Annotated in this window: 15 protein-coding genes and 1 tRNA gene; 6 read left to right on the top strand and 10 right to left on the bottom strand. The window is 65.9% G+C overall.

Annotation, left to right across the window (positions count from 1 at the left end; all coding sequences use genetic code 11):
* Nucleotides 1-13 precede the first annotated feature (13 nt).
* Nucleotides 14-2,173: an ergothioneine biosynthesis protein EgtB gene (egtB, locus tag J2X57_RS02855; RefSeq protein ID WP_309863542.1), complete on the top strand. Its 2,160-nt coding sequence runs from the start codon at nucleotides 14-16 to the stop codon at nucleotides 2,171-2,173.
* On the opposite strand, the gene pgaD is transcribed toward egtB, so the two are convergent.
* From pgaD to pgaA, 4 genes are read right to left on the bottom strand one after another with little or no spacing between them, the layout of a single operon-like run.
* The gene (pgaD, locus tag J2X57_RS02850; protein WP_036113697.1) at nucleotides 2,170-2,613 is read right to left on the bottom strand and encodes a poly-beta-1,6-N-acetyl-D-glucosamine biosynthesis protein PgaD; all 444 of its coding nucleotides are present in this window, start codon (nucleotides 2,611-2,613) and stop codon (nucleotides 2,170-2,172) included. The genes egtB and pgaD overlap by 4 nt on opposite strands.
* Entirely contained in the window at nucleotides 2,610-3,860 is a 1,251-nt protein-coding gene (gene pgaC, locus J2X57_RS02845) for a poly-beta-1,6-N-acetyl-D-glucosamine synthase (RefSeq protein ID WP_036113696.1), read from the bottom strand. The genes pgaD and pgaC overlap by 4 nt, the downstream gene beginning before the upstream one ends.
* On the bottom strand, nucleotides 3,857-5,731 hold the full coding sequence (pgaB, locus tag J2X57_RS02840; RefSeq protein WP_309863537.1) for a poly-beta-1,6-N-acetyl-D-glucosamine N-deacetylase PgaB: 1,875 nt from the start codon (nucleotides 5,729-5,731) through the stop codon (nucleotides 3,857-3,859). The genes pgaC and pgaB overlap by 4 nt, the downstream gene beginning before the upstream one ends.
* A gap of 5 nt (nucleotides 5,732-5,736) precedes the next feature.
* A complete protein-coding gene (gene pgaA / locus J2X57_RS02835) occupies nucleotides 5,737-7,788 on the bottom strand; it encodes a poly-beta-1,6 N-acetyl-D-glucosamine export porin PgaA (protein WP_309863534.1) in 2,052 nt (683 codons plus the stop codon).
* 497 nt (nucleotides 7,789-8,285) lie between these two features.
* On the opposite strand from pgaA, the gene J2X57_RS02830 reads away from it, so the two are divergent.
* Nucleotides 8,286-9,167 (top strand): LysR family transcriptional regulator, encoded by an 882-nt coding sequence (locus tag J2X57_RS02830; RefSeq protein ID WP_309863531.1) that lies wholly within the window; start codon nucleotides 8,286-8,288, stop codon nucleotides 9,165-9,167.
* Nucleotides 9,168-9,182: 15 nt separating this feature from the next.
* On the opposite strand, the gene J2X57_RS02825 is transcribed toward J2X57_RS02830, so the two are convergent.
* The 3 genes from J2X57_RS02825 to J2X57_RS02815 are packed head-to-tail and all read right to left on the bottom strand — an operon-like array spanning nucleotide 9,183 to nucleotide 11,284.
* On the bottom strand, nucleotides 9,183-10,043 hold the full coding sequence (locus J2X57_RS02825; RefSeq protein ID WP_309863529.1) for a fructosamine kinase family protein: 861 nt from the start codon (nucleotides 10,041-10,043) through the stop codon (nucleotides 9,183-9,185).
* Nucleotides 10,040-10,528: a low molecular weight protein-tyrosine-phosphatase gene (locus J2X57_RS02820; RefSeq protein ID WP_309863525.1), complete on the bottom strand. Its 489-nt coding sequence runs from the start codon at nucleotides 10,526-10,528 to the stop codon at nucleotides 10,040-10,042. Before J2X57_RS02820 ends, J2X57_RS02825 begins: the two co-directional genes overlap by 4 nt.
* Before the next feature lie 24 nt (nucleotides 10,529-10,552).
* Nucleotides 10,553-11,284: a glucose 1-dehydrogenase gene (locus J2X57_RS02815; RefSeq protein ID WP_309863522.1), complete on the bottom strand. Its 732-nt coding sequence runs from the start codon at nucleotides 11,282-11,284 to the stop codon at nucleotides 10,553-10,555.
* A gap of 99 nt (nucleotides 11,285-11,383) precedes the next feature.
* Between J2X57_RS02815 and J2X57_RS02810 the strand changes: the two genes are divergently transcribed.
* A complete protein-coding gene (locus J2X57_RS02810; RefSeq protein ID WP_051943723.1) occupies nucleotides 11,384-11,782 on the top strand; it encodes a helix-turn-helix domain-containing protein in 399 nt (132 codons plus the stop codon).
* A 54-nt stretch (nucleotides 11,783-11,836) separates the two neighbouring features.
* On the opposite strand, the gene J2X57_RS02805 is transcribed toward J2X57_RS02810, so the two are convergent.
* Nucleotides 11,837-11,912: transfer RNA gene (locus J2X57_RS02805), tRNA-Ala, on the bottom strand.
* Between the two features lie 105 nt (nucleotides 11,913-12,017).
* On the opposite strand from J2X57_RS02805, the gene J2X57_RS02800 reads away from it, so the two are divergent.
* Complete coding sequence (locus tag J2X57_RS02800; RefSeq protein WP_309864373.1) at nucleotides 12,018-12,716, top strand: AraC family transcriptional regulator; 699 nt, start codon at nucleotides 12,018-12,020, stop codon at nucleotides 12,714-12,716.
* Between the two features lie 66 nt (nucleotides 12,717-12,782).
* Nucleotides 12,783-13,751, top strand: coding sequence for a DMT family transporter (locus tag J2X57_RS02795; protein ID WP_309863516.1), 969 nt, complete (start codon nucleotides 12,783-12,785; stop codon nucleotides 13,749-13,751).
* On the opposite strand, the gene J2X57_RS02790 is transcribed toward J2X57_RS02795, so the two are convergent.
* Nucleotides 13,718-14,839, bottom strand: coding sequence for a ribonuclease D (locus tag J2X57_RS02790; protein ID WP_308851665.1), 1,122 nt, complete (start codon nucleotides 14,837-14,839; stop codon nucleotides 13,718-13,720). The genes J2X57_RS02795 and J2X57_RS02790 overlap by 34 nt on opposite strands.
* Before the next feature lie 111 nt (nucleotides 14,840-14,950).
* Between J2X57_RS02790 and J2X57_RS02785 the strand changes: the two genes are divergently transcribed.
* Nucleotides 14,951-16,906, top strand: coding sequence for a formylglycine-generating enzyme family protein (locus J2X57_RS02785; protein ID WP_043693639.1), 1,956 nt, complete (start codon nucleotides 14,951-14,953; stop codon nucleotides 16,904-16,906).
* Nucleotides 16,907-16,964: 58 nt separating this feature from the next.
* Here the strand turns inward: J2X57_RS02785 and J2X57_RS02780 are convergent, their stop codons facing one another.
* A complete protein-coding gene (locus tag J2X57_RS02780) occupies nucleotides 16,965-18,281 on the bottom strand; it encodes a PAS domain-containing methyl-accepting chemotaxis protein (RefSeq protein ID WP_051943720.1) in 1,317 nt (438 codons plus the stop codon).
* Nucleotides 18,282-18,312: the final 31 nt, after the last annotated feature.

The raw sequence follows: 18,312 nt of genomic DNA, 5'->3' as shown, positions 1-18,312 counted from the left end.
AGGAAGACGACCCATGCAAGCTTTTCTCGAAGACGTCACCCCGGCGTGCGCGCGATGTACGCCGGGGGAGAGTCTCGGCGCGACTTACGAACGCGTGCGCGCTCACACGGAGTCCCTGGTATCCGCGCTCGGTCCGGAAGATATGGTGGTTCAGTCCATGCCGGACGCCAGCCCGGCCAAGTGGCATCTCGCGCACACCACGTGGTTCTTCGAAACCTTCGTCCTCGGCCCCAACGTTCCGGGCTACGACGTGTTCGACGCGGACTTCGGCTATCTGTTCAATTCCTATTACGAAGCGGTCGGTCCGCGGCATCCCCGACCGATGCGCGGCCTGCTGACACGGCCGACGAGCGAGCACGTGCTGGCGTACCGGCATCATGTCGACATGCATATGCGGTCGTTCCTGCGCACAGACCCGGGTGCCGACGTCGAGGCGCTGGTCCGGCTCGGTTTCGCCCATGAGGAGCAGCACCAGGAACTCCTGGTGATGGACGCGCAGCACCTGTTCGCCCAGTCGCCGCTGCGACCGGCTTTCGATCCGGCGTGGCCTGCGCCCGCGGCCGGACCTGGCGGACGCTTTCATCGGGTCACCGGCGGCCCGGTGCGCATCGGTGCCGTGGATGAACCGTTCGCCTTCGACAACGAGGGGCCCAGTCATACCGTGTGGCTGGAGCCGTTCGAAATCTCCGACCGCCTCGTCACCAATGGCCAGTGGCTCGCCTTCATCGCCCTTGGTGGCTACCGTCGCCCGGATCTGTGGTTGTCGGATGGCTGGGCGCAGCGGCAGGAAGAAGACTGGACGGCACCGTTGTACTGGCGGCGCGAGGGCGACGTGTGGTCGCACATGACGCCGGGTGGCTGGCGGCCGTTGGATCCCGATGCACCCGTAACGCACGTCAGTTACTACGAAGCGGACGCCTTCGCGCGCTGGGCGGGTGCGCGATTGCCGACAGAGGCCGAGTGGGAACATGCCGTTCGCACGCAAGGCAGGCTCGAGCAGATCGATGACGTCGCCTGGCAGTGGACCGCCAGCGCCTATCTTCCGTATCCCGGCTTCCGGGCGGCCGACGATGCCGTGGGCGAATACAACGGCAAGTTCATGGTCGGGCAGATGGTCTTGCGCGGTGGTGCGAGCGTTACGCCGCAAGGACATTCGCGTCCGTCATACCGCAACTTTTACCGGCCCGGTCAGCGCTGGATGTTCAGCGGCGTTCGTCTCGCCCGCGATGTCCACGGCTCGCCCGACAGCGAACGCCTGACCTTCCTTCGCGATACGCTCGCCGGGCTTTCGGCGGATCGCAAGCACTTCTCGCCGAAGTATTTCTACGACGGTGCGGGATCGGCGCTGTTCGAGGCGATCTGCCGCACGCCCGAGTATTACCCGACACGCGCCGAAACCGCGCTGCTGCACGCCATCGCCGACGATCTCGCAAGCACGATTCCGCAAGGCGCGGTCCTGCTGGAACTGGGGAGCGGGGCCAGCGAGAAAACGCGGGTGCTGCTCGATGCCGCGCCGTGGATTTCGGCGTATGTTCCCGTGGATATCAGCGCGGACGCCCTGCAGGGGGCGGTGCAGAGCCTCGCAGCGAACTATCCCGCGCTGCCGGTCCATCCGGTCGCCGGCGATTTCACATCGGGAATCGACGTGCCGGTGGCCGTGGCCGGTCGCCCACTCGTGGCGTTCTTTCCGGGTTCGACCATCGGTAACTTCACCCCGACTGAAGCGATCGCACTGCTGCGTTCCATACGAGAACGGCTGGGTGCCGACGCGCACCTGATCGTCGGCGCCGATCAGGTGAAAGACGCCGATGTGCTGCTGGCCGCTTATGACGATGCCGAAGGCGTCACGGCGGCGTTCAACCGCAACGTTCTGGTGCGGATCAATCGTGAACTTGGTGGCGATATCGATCCTCTGTCGTTCGAGCACCGTGCCGTCTGGAATGTGGCGCTGGAGCGGATCGAGATGCATCTGGTAAGCCGTGAGGCGCAACAGGCGCAGGTGGCGGGGCAGACCTTCGCCTTCGCCGCGGGTGAGTCGATCCACACCGAGAACTCGCACAAGTTCACACCGGCGTCGTTCGCACGGCTGGCCGAGGCGGGCGGGTGGACCGTCGAGCGGCAGTGGATATCGCCCGATCCCGCCTTCGGCGTGTTCGTCCTGAGGGCCCGCTAGCGCACGTCCTGCACGGTCATGTAGCCCTCGTCGGAGACGCTCACCACGGCCCGGCGATGGGCCTGAATGCGCAGGGCGTCGTCGGTGCTGGCGCCGATCTCCCTCGCGGTTTCTTCCACGGTAAACGGCTTGTTGCCACGGCGTTTCTGCCTGCCGGCGAAGCGCGCGTGGTTATAGCCCGACCACGACGTGAAAACGAGCGCGCAGAGCAGAGCGACGAGGAAGATCACGTCGATGTCGCCGCCATCGCCGATGCGGTTCTCGACATAGAACTGCACCCACGCGGAGCGGGCCCCGAAGACCCAGGCGGCGAAGGTGATCAGCGGCATCCACAGAAACGCCCAGGCCACCCAGGCGACGACGGTGACCGTGCCGAACACGGCCTTCTGCACGCGCGACTGACGCTCCGGTCGCTGGATAACGATCGCTTCGGCTTTCATCGCAGTCCCCGGTCCGGGCTGACCCATACCGCACGCTTGCCCTTGGGCTTCATCAGCGCCTTCGGCATCGCGACGATCGAGGTCGCCGTGTTGAGCAGCCAGTACACCAGCGGGTACCAGATCATCCAGTAATAGTTGCGGCCGATGCGGGTTTCGTAGCGGCGGTCGACCAGCAGACTGATCAGGAACTGCAGCAGGCAGATGATCCCGAGCACGACGCCGTGCCAGTGCGGCAGCAGAGTGTCGACGTAGTACTCGCGGGGCAGCTCGACGAACTTGCCGAGCGCCCACAGCGTGACGATGACGGCCATGGTGTACGACCAGACCAGGCTCATCACATACTCGAGCGCCACCGGCCACATGCGACGTTGCCGCCAGCGCATCAGCTTGCCGGTGTAGCGAAGCAGGACTTCGGAGCCACCCTGTGCCCAGCGCAGGCGCTGTTTCCACAGACCGCGCACGGTTTCCGGCATGAGAATCCAGCACAGCGCATTGGGTTCGTAGCGGATTTCCCAGTGGCGCATCTGGAGGCGCCAGCTGATGTCGATGTCTTCGGTCACCATGTCGGTATTCCAGTAACCGACGTCGTGCAGCGCGCTCTTGCGAAACGCGGCGATCACGCCGGACACCGTGAAGATACGGCCGTACACCCGTTGCGCCCGCTTGATCAGTCCGATGATCGAGGAGAACTCGCCCACCTGCAGCTTGCCCAGCAGCGTGGAACGATTGCGGATGCGCGGATTGCCGGTGACCGCGGCGACCCGAGGACTGTCCAGCATGTGCGAGACCAGCCAGTGCGTGGCGTAATCATCGAGCAGCGCGTCGCCGTCCACGCAGACGAAGAAGTCGGCGTTGGAAGCGAGTGCGGCGGCGCGCAGACCCATCGCCTTGCCCTGGTTGCTGGCCATGTGGATGACGCGCAGCTTCGGGTACTGGTCCAGCAGTTGGTCGAGCTGTGCTCCGGTGTCGTCGGTCGAGCCGTCGTTGACCGCGATGATCTCGAAGTTGGGGTACTGCTGCGACGCCAGGTGCGCGATCGTTTCGCGCACCTGCTCGCCCTCGTTGTGGCATGGCACGATGAGGGTGACCATCGGGTATTCGGCCAGGTCCGGCGGCCTGACCCGGATCGGCTCGTTGCGTTCCCAGCGCAGGAAATAGATGACGCCGCCGCTCATCCAGATGAGCGACATCACCAGCGGATAAAAGAACGCGAATTCGAGCAGGGCATGCAGAACGCCGCCGTTCATCGTGCCGGCGCCGGATAAGGATAGTCGGAGGCGGAGATGAACGGACGGATCGTCTCCAGGTCGGGATGGTTGTGCAGGAAATCGTCGGGGTAATAACCGATGTGACGCGCGCCCTGCGCCTGGACCTCGCGCATGCGCGCGGCAAGGTCGGGATCGGGGATCGGCTTCTTCGTGCGCCAATTCATCGTGGCGAATTCGAACAGTGTCCGCTCCATGGCTCCCGGCACGGCGGCGACTTGTGCGGTCAGCTTGCGATACCAGCCCAGGCGGTCCGATTGCTGATCCAGCTGCGGCATCGCCATGATCGCGGTCATGTCATAGGCGGCGACGAATGCGGGCAGGCTCTGCGCCATCCAGGCCTCCGCCTGCGGCTGCAGCACCGGGCGCGCGTAGAGATTGCGCGCTGTCAGTACCTGCGGACGCCAGCGGCGCATGCGCTCGGTCAGTTCCTTCGTGAAATCGATGAGCGCCTGCGTGTTCTGGGCAGGCGTGTTCTTCGCCCACGGGCCGAGGTTGTCGGTATCGCGGATGTACGCGTCGTCGGAGAACAGGATGCCCGCCTCGTCGGCATGCATCGCGAGGTCTTCGTACACATCGCCGATCATCCTGCGTACGCGTGGGTCATACGGCGCGAGGCGGAAATGATCGCCGCCGGGCTTGGGCTCGCCCGCGAGGGAAGGCAGATCCTTGCCGTCCGGGAACCGGAAAGCCAGCACGGGCATCCACGCGTAGACACGCACGCCGGCGCGGGTACGCAGCTGCCATGAGACGCGCGAGAACAGGTCCGCCCGCACCGGCAGGTGACGGTTGGGGAAATAGACGGCATCGGCCACGCCGTCACCGTCCGGGTCCGCGTATGCCTGCAACCAGACCTGGCTGGGGTGCATCCGCTTGATCCGGTCGAGCAGCTTCGACAGGTTGCGGTCCTGCTGCGCCGGATCGGGGTCGTAGATGTAGTCGAGGTCGACCTGTACGGCGCGCGTGGCGTCGACACGGGCCTGATGGCGCATCAGCCAGCCGAGGCGGTTGGCGGTGACGTTGCCGCTGACCAGCAGTCGCGGGATCGTCTTGCCCGGGATCAGCGTGGGGACGCTGTCGCCCAGGCTCAGCGACACGCTCATCCCGAGGTCGGCGGCGACTTCGCGCCCCACGCGGGTGTAGGCACCGTAAGGCCACACCACCGCGCGCGGGCGCACGCCGGTGTGCGCGGCGATCTCATCCGCGCTGTGTGAGAGATCCTTACGGACGCGCGCGGCGTATTCGGCTTCGGTCTCGTAGTGCTTCGTGGCGTTGTCGTAAGCGATCGAGGCGGCCATGGGCATCTGGTTGCCCTGCGGGTTGCCGTTCTGCCCCTGATGCATCTCCCACGTATGCGAGCCGAACTCGACGAGGCCGGACTTCTGCATCTCGGCGACCTGATCCCACGTGAGGAAACACGAACGCGTGCAGTCACCGCCGTTGTACGGCATGTGCTTGCCGTCGGGCATGTCCATCCACGAGCCGACCAGCGCCTGCAGCGCGGGATAGTGATAGGCACGCAGGAGCGGATACACGCGGGTGTAGAAACTCTCGAGGCCATCGTCGAAGGTCAGGAGTACGGCGTCCTTCGGCAAGGGCTTGCCGCCGTTGCTGGCGTCCACGACCTGCGACAGGCTGACCATGTTGTAGCCGTTGGCGCGCAGCCAGTCGAAATGAGCGATGAGATGATCGGTGCTGGTCGCATCCGGATCGTGATCGGCCTGGAGGCCGACGTCATCGCGCACGTCGTGGTAGGCCAGCACGATGAGGGTGGGGTGCGGGGCGGCGACCGGCTGCGCGGCGGCGGACAGTGCCGCTCCGAGCAGGATCAGCAGAAACAACAGCGGACGCATGACTCTCATTCTCCCCAGTGCATCGTCAGGTCGAGGACGAAGCGGTGTTCGCGTTGACCATCGTAAGGTTGGTTGTGCCAGCCGATTCCCCAGCCCAGCCGGATACCGGCGCGTGGCTGGAACGTCTGACCGTAGCGGATGGTGGCCATCCAGTCGGTCGCGTAGCCCTGTTCGGCGTACTGTCCCACGGCGACGTCGATCCGCTGTGTGACCGAGCGCTCGTAGAACTGGCCCAGCAGGTTCTGCAGGCGGCCTGTGATCGCGTAGCTCTTGTCGCGGCGCGGGTTGAAGTAAGGGCGATCGGTCAGGGTGTTCATCGAGCCACCCAGTTCGATGCCGCCGTCCAGCGCCAGATTGGGAGCGGTGTGCAGTCGCTGGGTCAGCGAGGCGGTCCATGACGTGCGCTTGTTGTCGTCGCTGAAGTTGTCGCGCGACAGGCCCACGCGCGCCCGGGTCAGCTCGCTCGCCCTCCAGGTGACGGCGGTATCCAGCGTCTTCGCTGAAATGCCGTAGTACTGTCCACGGAGCGGCGCGTCTTCGCCCGCGGTGCTGTAATCGGTCGCCCAGGTCCAGTGATCGGTGATCGACCAGTCAAAGCCGGCCTCGAGGGCGGTCTTGCCGACATAACGGTCGGCGGCGGGAAGGGCTCGCACATATGCCTCGAGGCCACGGGCATAGCCGATCACGCCCACGCCGACGCGTGAGCGACGCACGTCGCCCTCGGGCAGGTCGGCGGTCGAATAGCGGGCCAGTGCCAGCACACGCCAGTGATCGTCGATCAGCGGGCTGGCGGCCGACGCCTGGGTCGTGGCGTCGCGGTCGCCGAAGTCGGGGCTGGAGCCCTTGCCCTGTTCGGTGCTCAGATCGAACTGCCAGCCGCGCTCGCGGTTCCACGACTGCACGGCGCGGGCGACGCGCCCATTGCGGTCGGCCAGGGTCTGCGCGACGCCCAGGTCTTCGTCCACGCTTTCATAATCGTTGAGCACGCGCGCGGCATCGGCTTCACCGATGTAAGCGCCGACATCGCGGCGGTCGAGCGTGCCGGCGATGTTGAAGTCTTCCTGCGCGCGGCGTGGCCAGCCGCGCGCCAGCTCGACCATGCCGAGCTCGCGACGGATCTGCGAGTTGGCGGGCGCCTCGCGCGACAGCGGAAGAAGGCGGTCGTACGCGTCGGCCGGCATGTCGACGTATTCGCGGAGCGTGGCCGCGTTGAGATCGGCATCGACCTTGCGCTGGTTCTGGATCGGCGCACGGATACCGGGCACACGCGTCCATGTCGGCTCTTTCGCGGCGAGCGCATCGATGGTCTGGATGGCCTTGTCCGTCTGCCCGGATTCCAGGTAGGCGTACATCAGGCCGATGCGTGGTTCGAAATCGGCGGCGCCATAGGGACCCGGGTCCTTGGCAATGCTGTCTTCGTAAAGGGTTGCGGCTTCCGCGGGCCGGCGCCTGACCAGCAGCGCATCGGCGACGGCGCGCTCGACGTAAGCGGGCAGGGCGACGTTACGCTGGCGAAGCGCGTCGTAACGCGTGACCACCTCGTCCGCGCGACCGGCCTGGTCCAGCGCCACCAGCAGATCCAGCTCCGCGCGCTGGCGCAGGCCCTCGTCCAGCTGAGGATCGTCCGCGAGGCGACGGGCATCGGCCACGGCGCGGTCGGCCTCGGCGTAGGGTGCGCGCGGATCGGCGGGCTCGCCGTTAGCCCAGCGTATCTCGTGGGCGATGTGATCGGCGTCCAGATGAACGCGATCGCCCACGCTCTGGGGCGGCTGCAAGCGAGCCGCCAGTTCCCTGGCGCGCGTCGTCGCGCCCATTTCCGTCAATAAAGCGACGTTGAGCGTCTGTGCCTCGCGATCGTCCGGCCAACGGGCCAGTACCTCCTGGCAGTGCGCCAGCGCGTCGACGCGGTGCCCCGCGCTACGCTCGTCGCGTGCCTTCGCCATCAGTGCGTCGCGTTCGGAAGGCGCCGCGGCCAGCGCCAGAGGCCCGTGCAGAGCCAGCGCCAGTGCGAGACACAAGCGTGCCCTGGGCACGCGCGCGGTGCGCGGCGGTGTCATCGAATTGATTCCCATCCTGCCAACATGACCTGTATCAGCCACTGCGAATGTCCATTCCCGGCAAGTGGCGGTAAGCGTTTGAGGCACCGAATCCCGTTCGCGCCGGCGCAGCCTGCCATGGTAAAGGCAAGCTGCATGCCAAGTGATGCATCAAGTACCGGATCAGCCGGGCTTCGGCGTCGCGCGTTCAGGTCCACGATGTTCGAGGACACGTCAGCGGACGCGACACCGTGATGACCGTCACCGGCGACGTGAAGTACGGCCCGACGACTGTTTTGGATGCGCACGGCTTCGCCGGTGGTTGCCGAATTGCGTGGGCAGTACGGGGCGACCGTGCAGGTGGGTGGGCGCCTCGATCGCCTTGCGGAGGCGGGGACTATCGTTATTCCAGGCTGGCTCGTTTCGCGGGCGAGAACGACTAGCAGCCCTTGGCGTGAGGGTCGATAATGACCATAAGTTCGTTCGCGCGAATAATCTCTCACGGATAAGAGAATCTTATGATTCAACCGCAATGGCTGGAGAGCTTCCGGCAGCTTGCCGACCTCGGTAACTTTACCCGTGTCGCTGAGCGACTGGGTGTCACCCAGGCCGCCATCAGCCAGCACATCCGTCAGCTCGAGGACCGGCTGGGCCCCCTGGTGATTCGCCGGCCCCGAAGCATCGAACTGATGCCAGCCGGCCTCGCGCTACTGGACTACTGCCGTGACGTGGACCGCGCCGACAAGGCGCTGAAGCTGCGCCTGTCGGATGTCGACGCGCTGGAGGGCGAGGTCAGTCTGATTACGCCTGGAAGCATTGGCTTGTCGCTGTATCCGCTATTGCTGGATCTGCAGCAGGCGAATCCGGGGCTTGTCATTCGCCATCGCTTTGCCCCGGACAGCGAAGTTCGCGCGGCGGTGATGGAAAGCCGCTATGAAATCGGTCTGATGAGCCTGCGGCCCGATGACGAATCGCTGGCCGCCGAGCCGTTTACGACTGAGGCGCTGGAACTGGTCGCTCCTGCCGACCGCGCTGTGAAGGATTGGAAGGATCTCGTCCAGATTGGCTTTATTGACCATCCCGACGGTCAGGCGATGGCGACGCGGCTCCTGGCGCGTCAGTTTCCCGGTGCCGGTGGTCTTAAGGGTGTTCCCGTCGCAGGGTTCAGTAACCAGATCGGGCTGATTCTGGAGCCGGTAGCGCGCGGACTTGGCTTCACGGTGATTCCGGAGCATGCGCGTCGTGCGTTTGCGCGGCAGGAGGCTATCCAGGTGGTGAGTGGAGCCGATCCTGTCGTTGATACGCTTTGGCTGGTGCGTCGAGTGGAGTGGGCGTTGTCGATGAGGGCGATGCGGGTGGTGACGTATTTGCGCGAACGCCTGGGTGCGTCGAGTCGCTGACGGCCGGGCGAATCGTCAGACGCCCAGTTTTCCGAGTGTGCTGTCGAGCGGGGCGTGGTACGAGCCGCCGAACAAGCGCACGTGCATCAACAGCGGATACAGCTGGTAGAGGTGCCGCCTCGTCGTCATGAATCCGCGTTCGAGCGGCCGGATCTCGCTATACCCCTCGAAGAAGGCCGGCCCGACACTGCCGAACAGCGTCGCCAGCGCAAGGTCGACCTCACCATCACCGCGATAGATGGCCGGATCGATAAAGCATGCCCCGCCCTGGGCGGTGGCGAGCATGTTGCCTCCCCACAGATCGCCATGCACGAGTGACGGTTGCACCGCCGGATCGATCCACTCGCCGAGACGCCGGGCCACGGCATCGATGCGATGGCGGTACGCCGCAGGAAGTTCACCGGCGTCGTCCGCCAGTCCCGCCATATAAAGCAGGCGCCGGTCGCGAAAGAACGCGATCCAGTCGCGATCGAACGTATTCGGTTGCGGGATGCTGCCCATCACCGTGTCGTGCCCATATCCGAACTCATCGCCCACGGGCTGCGCATGCATGGTCGCGATAGCGCGACCGGCGGCGCGCTGCACCTCGTCGTCGAAGCCTCGGCCGCCATCGTCGACCCACGCCAGTACGAGTGCATCGTCATCGACCGCCAGCGTCTCGGGCACGGGGAGCCCGGCGGCACGCAAGTCATCGAGCATGCTCGCCTCGAGCGTCAGCGCGACTTGTCCCGGTCGACGGAACTTGGCCATGACGTGGCTGCCATCCTGCCGCTCGACACGAACGCTGCGCGCGATGTCGCCGCCGGAGAGCGTATGCAGGCGGGCAGGGCGCTCGCCCAGGAGCTGCCCGAGATGGTCGAGTTCCGAAACGGTCACCGTGCGGCGGGCTCTCGGAGCTTACGAATCACGCCATCGACGCCGCGCTCGATCATGTCGAACGCGTGCACGAAATCCTTCGCCGAGCCGTACCACGGATCGGGCACGTCGAGGCCTTTCGGACCGTCCGCATAGTCCATCAGCAGCCCGACCTTGTCCGCCGCGTCGGGTGCGACACGGCGGAGGGCGTCGATGTGTGACCCGGTCATGCCCAGCACGAGGTCGTAGTCCTCGAAGTCCCTGGCGGTGACGCGGCGCGCGCGATGTGTCGGCATGGCGACGCCACGTCGACGCAACTCGGTCAGCGCGCGCGAGTCGGGCGGATTGCCGATCTCTTCACCGCTGACGGCCGCGCTGTCGACGCGGACGTCCCAGCCCAGTTCGGCCGCCTTGTGCAGAAGCAGGGCATGGGCGGTGGGAGACCGGCAGATATTGCCGGTGCAGATGAAAAGGACGGAAGGCGTGGTTTTAAGGTCGGAAGTCATCCCATGACCATAAAGCAAAACCGGTCAGACCTGTGTCATGCCGCCGTCGATGCACAATTCCGCGCCCGCGATGAAGCTGCTCTCGGACGAGGCCAGGAACAACGCCGCCGCGGCGACCTCATCGGGTCTGCCCATACGGCCGAGGGGTATGCGGGCGGTCAGCGTCTCGCGCACCTCATCGGAAGCGGCAGCCATCATTTCGGTGTCGACCGGGCCCGGGCTGAGCGTGTTGACGCGGATGCCGCGGCTGACCAGCTCGGCAGTCCAGGTGCGGGCATACGAGCGCAGCGCCGCCTTGCTTGCGGCGTAGGTGCCGTAGCCATACACGCCGATCGCATCCGCGATGGACCCGATCAGCACGATTGTGCCGCCCGGGGGCATGTGCGGCACCGCTTTCTGCACGGTGAATGCCGCGGCACGGACGTTGAGGTCGAAGATGCCGTCGAAGTGCGCTTCGGTGATGTCGTCGACCAGGCTGTATTCGCTGATGCCCGAGTTGACCACGAGGGTGTCGACGCGACCCTTGCGGGCGACGACCGTGGCGAAGACGCGGTCTAGCTGGTCGGCGTCGGTAACGTCGGCCTGCACGGCTGCGGCGTTGGCGCCGAGGCTGGCGATGGCGTCATCGAGTGTCGCCTGGCGGCGGCCGACGATGAAGACATAGGCACCTTCGTTGACGAAGCGCTGGGCGATGGCGAGCCCGATCCCGCTGCCACCGCCGGTAACGACGGCGATTTTTCCACTGAGTTGCGACATGACGATGCTCCGGAAGGACTTGAAGCATCATGGTATACGGCGTATATCTACGGTCAATTATGCACTTTGAAGTGCGTAGGTATACGCGAGGTTATCTCCATGCCGCCCAGGCTTCCGCTCCCCGACGACGAAGTCGCGCTGATCGACGTGCGCGAAACCAAACCGATCCTCGACCAGATCGCCAACAAGTGGTCGGTGATGATCCTCAGCGTGGTCTGTGAAAACCCGGTGCGATTCAATCAGCTGCTGCGCCGGCTGGAAGGGATCACGCATAAGGCTCTGACCGAGGCGCTGCGACGGCTGGAGCGGAACGGTCTGGTTGCGCGGCGCGTGCTGCCGCTGTCGCCCGTCGCGGTGGAGTACTCGATCACCCCGCTGGGGCGTACGCTAAAGGATCCGTTCGATGCGCTGTGCATCTGGGCCAGCCGACACGGGCAGGCGATGGCGCAGGCGCAGTCGGACTACGACGAGCGCCGGCTGGACCACGAGGCCTCGTAAAGCAAAACAGCGCGAGGTGCGGAAGCACCACGCGCTGTTTTGTCGGTATCGGATTGGTGGAGCCTGGGGGGATCGAACCCCCGACCTCGTCATTGCGAACGACGCGCTCTCCCAGCTGAGCTAAGGCCCCACACGAGCCACAAATGTTAGCAGGGGAACAGCGGGTCGCCAAGCCCTCGCGCGCCGACGGGATGAAGGCTTGCCGGCTACGGTCGGTGGGCGGCAGACTGGCGGCATGTCGAGCCCGGCCATCCATCTGCGCAGTTACAGCCGGCCCACCGGCCTTGACCGGCACGACTACGCGCAGTGGGTGATCCCGCTGCATGGCGACCTCGAGTTCGAGCTGGGCGGTCGGGGAAATCGCCTCGGTCAGCTGCAGGGCGCCTTCGTGGCCGCAGGCGAGCTGCATGACGAGTCGGGCGTGGCCGATGACACGGTGCTGATCCTCGACTGTCCGCCGCCGCGGCTCGACGACGTTACGCATGAGACGCTGAGACAACGGCGCTGGCTGGCGTTACCGGCGGATGCGAAACGACGGTTGCCGCCCCTGGTTGCGCGGGGCGATGCTGAAGGTCTGTTGTCCCTGTTGCTGCTGCACTTCGCACCGGAGTCGCGAACCACGCGACTGCACACCTTGTGTGCGCGGATCGACGCCTGTCCGGATGCGATGTGGACCGTCGAGCGGATGGCGCTGGAGGTGGGCGTCAGCGTGAGTCGCCTGCATGCCTTGTTCGTCGGCTATTTCGGGCGCTCCCCGCAGGCCTGGTTGACGGCATGTCGCCTGCAACGCGTAAAACATGCGCTTGCGTACACCTCGCACACCATCGCTGACATCGCACAGGCGGCCGGATACTCCGAGCACAGCGCGTTGACCCGGGCGTTTCGTCGTGAACTGGGTATGTCACCGGCAGAGTGGCGACGCGGTCAGCAGTAGGCTGGGTCAAGCCCGCGCGGTACGCCTTCGCTAGGCTGTGGCTTCCGTCCTCGGTGACCTCCTTTGATGCGCAGATCTCTTGTTCGCGGTATGGCCAGCGGCGCGGCAGCTGGCGCGCTGTGGGGAACCGTATTCCTCGTTCCCGCCGTATTGAACGGCTTCAGTCCCTTCGAACTGAGTATCGGGCGCTATGTCGCCTATGGTCTCGTATCGGCCGTTGTTTTAGGCGTGAACGCACGGCCACTGATGCGGCGACTGGATCGGTCAGCCTGGTGGGGCCTGGTGTGGCTGAGCCTGTCGGGAAATCTCGTCTACTACTTGCTGCTGGCGTTTGCCGTGCAGTCGGCGGGCGGCGCGGCCACATCGCTTATCGTGGGGCTGGTGCCGGTGGTAGTCGCGGTCGTCGCCCGACACGACGCGGATGCGATTCCCATGCGCCGGCTTGCACCAGCGCTGGCGTTGAGTGTCACTGGCGTGGCGTTGATTGCGTATAGCGCGCTGTCTTCGCAGACAACACAGGTGGCACCGTGGCCGACACGTCTGTTGGGTTTGGTTTGCGCCGTAGGCGCTTTGCTGTCGTGGTCCGCCTATTCGATCGGTAACGCGCGCTGGCTCACGCGGCGGCATGACCTGGGTAGTCATGAGTGGTCGCTGTTGACGGGGCTGATGACGGCGGCACTGTCGTTGCTGCTTGTCCCTGTGGCGCTCGCCGTCGGAACCCCGGCGCATGACCTTGAACAGTGGTGGCTGTTCGTCGGGATGTCGATGGGGGTGGCGCTGTTCGCGTCGGTGCTGGGCAATGCATTCTGGAATCGTGCCAGTCGTCTGCTGCCGTTGTCCTTGTCGGGGCAGATGATCGTTTTCGAGACGCTGGCGGCGCTGTTGTACAGCTTCCTGTGGCATCGGCGATGGCCGGATGCCCTGGAGTGGGCGGCTATCGCCTTGCTGGTCGCGGGGATTGTCCAGTGTGCGCGGGTGCACCGGGGGGCGTTGCCTCAGACTCAGCCAGGCAACAACGCCGACAACCGGTCGTAAAGCACCCCACGACGCCAGCCTTCCAGCGCCTCGGGCCACAGGCCGCCGCTCATCACGAACTCTTCCATCGAGCGGCGTGCGCAGAGCAGGCCGGGCGGAAGGTCGAGTTGCGTGGCCAGCGTATCGATGGCGCTGCGCATCTCGTTGATGGCGCGCTTGGCGTCGCCCATCGGATGGCCGGTGATTCTCACCGTCGTCTCGACTTCCGTGGCGTCGACCGGAACACGCAACAGGTCGAACAACTCCTGGCGCTGCGCCGAACGCAGGGCGCGCGTCCCACGGACACGCTCGTCGAGTTCGGCGGGCGTCTGGGGGATTTTCGACACCAGGTCGAGTGCATGGTTGTCTTCGAGCAGCCAGGAGCGGGGCTTGTCGAGGGCACGTGCGGCGGCTTCACGCCAGCGCAGCACGCGGCGCAGCAGCGCCTGGTTCTCCGGCACCCACTCGCTGGCCGCCTTGAACCCACGCTGGGGCTGCGGATCGCCCTCGCGCTGGCTGGCGCGGCGCTTCATGCGTGCGCAGTCTTCCGCGTGCCATCCGTCGCGGCCGCGCGCGGCCAGTCGTTCGCTGAGGATCGCGTGGACCGGATGCAGGTGCACCACGTCGAGCGTGGCGTACAACTTCTGTGAGTCGGTCAGAGGCCGCTGCAGCCAGTCGCTGCGTGTCTCGCCCTTGTCCAGCTCGGCACCGACCAGCTCGGCGACCAACGCGCGATAGCTGATGCCCAGCCCCATACCGACGAAAGCGGCGGCGATCTGCGTGTCGAACAGGGTGTGCGGGCCATCGGGCAGGCACGGCGCCATGGCTTCCAGGTCTTCGCCCGCGCTGTGCATGACCGTGACGACGGGCTGGTCGGCGAACGTCGGTGCGAGCGCGTCCTCCAGCGGCACGGCAAGCGGATCGATGAGCGCGTAGCGGCCTTCATGCGCAAGCTGGAGCAGGGCGAGCTGAGGATAGAAGGTGTTGCGTCGCATGAACTCGGTATCGAGTCCGACGACGGCGGCGGGGGCGATCGGGGCGAGCCATGTGTCGAGAACCTCGCGGTTGTCGATCCAGGGAGCGGTGTGAGCGATGTCGCTCGTTGTCATGCATGCGTCCTTGTTCGGTCAGGGGTCACGTCGACGCATCGTGTTGCCCTGTCGAGCGCGATTCCCTATGGTTGCAACGCACGATAGCAGGCTCGCACGGAACCGCCCACCATGCCCAACACCGAAACCGTCCAGCGACAGCGCGCCATCGGCGGCGCGTTGGGTGTGGCCGTGCTCGGTTTCGCCTTGTTCTATCACTTCTTTCCGCAGCTTCTTCACGTCTCGCCGACGCAGAACACCCCGCGTTCGCCCATGCGCGGCCAGCCGACGACCATGGGGTTCGACCAGCGTCCGCAGGCCGCGACGCCGGCCGTCGTGTCCGAGATCGACGCCGGGCCACCGATCATGCTGGCGCCCGCGGCGGTTATCGCCGCCCGCCGCCGCGACAAATCGCCCGAGGTACCGTTGCCGGCGCAGAAGAGCCCGGACACGCCGGAGATCACTGCCGCGCTCGATCGCGGTGACAAGGCGTTGGCCGCCGATCGTCTGGTCGGAGGCAAGGACAGCGCGGCCTCACTCTTCGCCGCCGTGCTCAAGGAAAAAGCGGACAGTCAACGCGCGCTCGCGGGCATGGACGAGGTTCGCGCACGTCTTGCGGCCGAGATCGAGCAGGACATCGCACTGGGTGATGCCGACGCGGCGCGTGAGTCATTGACGGCGCTGAAGGCTCTGCCCGACAGCACCGCCGACGTCGCCCCGCTGCAACAGAAACTCGCCGTGCTGGACAAGGTGCGGCCGCTGCTGGGCAAGGCCGCCGCGCAGTTGCAGGAGGGCAAGGCCGACCTCCCGCACGGCGACAGTGCCCTCGACACCTACCGCGAGGTGCTGCAGCTGGACGCGGACAACGCAGTGGCGGAACAGGGCATTACGCAGGTGCAACGCACCGTGTTGGACAAGGCGCTGGCCGCGGTGGCGCAGAACGACTTTGCGGCGGCGGACACCGCGCTGGCGGAGGCGGCGGCGATCCAGCCGGAATCGCAAGGCCTGCAGGACACCCGTGGCCGCATCGAAGGCATGCGTCGGCAGAGCGCCACGGCGATGCTCGCGCAGGCGCGTTCCGCGCTGGACTCAGGCAATCTCGAACTGGCGCGGCAACTGGCGGACAAGGCTCAGCAGATCAGTGCCGATCTCGCCGGTCTGGATGATTTCAACGAGCGGCTGACCAACGCCCGGCTCTATGCGAGCTACAAGCCGGGTCAGGTCTTCGCAGACCGCTTCGTCGACTCGACGGGCCAGGCGCCCGCCATGGTCGTCGTGCCGACCGGCAAGTTCCTGATGGGTTCGCCCGATGGCGAGCGTGGTCACGACGCCAACGAAGCGCCGGTGCACGAGGTGCAGATCGACAAGGGTTTCGCCATGGCGCGCAGCGCGGTCACCATCGGTCAGTTCCGCGACTTCGTACGCGCCACCGGTTACGTGCCGCAGTCGCAGTCGCTGCAGGGAGGCAGCGTGTACGACGAACAGAGCGGCGGCCTGCGCGATGACGATGCGGCCACCTGGCAGGACGATTACGCGGGCAAACCCGGGCAGGAGCGTCTGCCCGTGATCAACGTCTCCTGGAACGATGCGAAGGCCTACGCGGACTGGCTGTCCCAGCGGACCGGCAAGAAATATCGCCTGGCCAGCGAGGCGGAGTTCGAATACAGCTTGCGCGCGGGCAGCACCACCCGGTACTGGTGGGGCGACGACACGCCGACGTCACGCGTCGAAAACCTCACCGGCGGGAACGATCGTTCGGGTTCCGGCCGCCGTTGGAGCAACGCCTTCAACGGTTACAAGGACGGTTTCTGGGGGCCGGCGCCGGTGATGAGCTTCACGCCGAACGCGTTCGGCCTGTACGACATGGGCGGAAACGTCTCCGAGTGGGTAGGCGACTGCTGGCACGACAACTACATCCGTGCGCCACGTTCGGCCGATGCGTGGGTCAATCCCGGGTGCGGACGCCGGGTGATCCGCGGCGGCTCCTGGGGCAGCGCGCCGGAGATGGTTCGCTCGGCGTACCGGCAGGGCGCCTCGGCGGATCTGCGCAGCGCGCGCGTCGGCTTCCGCATCGTGCGCGAGCTCTGACGCACGCCGGGTTCGAGACCGGTAACGACCACCGGCGTCGAACGCGCAGCGCTGGCCGTCAGAGATTTCCGTAGACCGCCTCGAGCTGCGAGACGGCGGCGTTGACCCGCTGGATTCCCGAAGACTGGCGCTCGGCGCTTTCGCTGATGGCCCCGGTGACCTGAGTAACGTTGCCGATAGCGGCGAGGATTTCCTCCATCGTGTGTCCCGCGGTACCGACAAGGCTCGCCCCTTCGTCCACGCGGCCGCGGGCATCGCCGATCAGCTGATGAATCTGCTTCGACGCCTCGGCGCTACGTACCGCGAGGCGGCGCACTTCTTCCGCCACCACGGCGAACGCCTTGCCGCTCTCGCCCGCGCGCGCCGCCTCGATGGCCGCATTCAGCGAGAGGAGGTTGGTCTGGAACGACAGCGAGTCGATCAGTTCGAGGATTTCCTCGATGGAGCGCGTGCCTTCCTGGATGCCGCCCATGGTACGTACGACATCGCGCATTACCGCACCGCCTCGTTCGGCCGCATGCCGCGCGCCACCCGCAAGGGCCTCGGCCTTGCCGGCCTTTTCCGCGTTGTCGACGACGGCGCCCGACAGCGACACCACTTCGCGCTGAAGCGTCTGCGCGGCGAGCGTCTGTGCCGTGATGTCGGTCGCGTACTTGATGATTTTCATCGGTACGCCGTTGAAGTCGAAGATGGGGTTGTAGGTCGCCTGAATCCACACAACGCGACCATCGCGACCGAGCCGACGGTACAGCGCGGCGTCATGGCGGCCTTCGCGCAGTCGTGCCCAGAAGGTCTGATAGCCGGGCGAAGAGGCTTCGGTCGGATCGACGAACATCCGGTGATGGCGACCGATCACTTCGTCCCGTGTGTAGCCCATGGCGCCAAGGAAGTTGTCGTTGGCCTCGAGGATGGTGCCGTCCAGATCGAATTCGATCGTCGCCTGAGCGCGATCGATCGCCTGGAGACGCCCGTCCATGTCCGCGGCGGCGAGACGCTGGGCGGTGACGTCGGTCGCGTATTTGATGACGCCGATGACGTTGCCGTTGCGGTCGGTCAAAGGGCTGTATGACGACTGCAGCCACACGTCGCCTCCGTCCTTGCGCCGGCGGCGGTACAGCCCCGTGTCGCCGCGTCCCGCACGCAACCCTTCCCAGAACGCTCGATAGTCCGGGCTGTCGGCATCGGCCGGCGCCACGAACGTGCGGTGATGGGCGCCACGGATTTCGTCCATGCCATAGCCCATGGCCTGCAGGAACAGGGCGTTAGCGTGGCGTACGTGCCCGTCCGGGGTGAACTCCACGATCGCCTGGACCTTGTCCAGCGCGGCGAGCTTGGTCCGCGACTCGCGGTTTCTGTCGATCCAGTAACGAAGCATTCGGTGACCCGGGGAATGTGGTGTTGACCAC

It is taken from the genome of Luteibacter sp. 1214, assembly GCF_031455395.1.
Taxonomy (GTDB): Bacteria; Pseudomonadota; Gammaproteobacteria; order Xanthomonadales; family Rhodanobacteraceae; genus Luteibacter; species Luteibacter mycovicinus.
The sequence above is the reverse complement of the archived record's forward strand: the minus strand, read 5'-3'. Positions and strand labels throughout refer to the sequence as shown.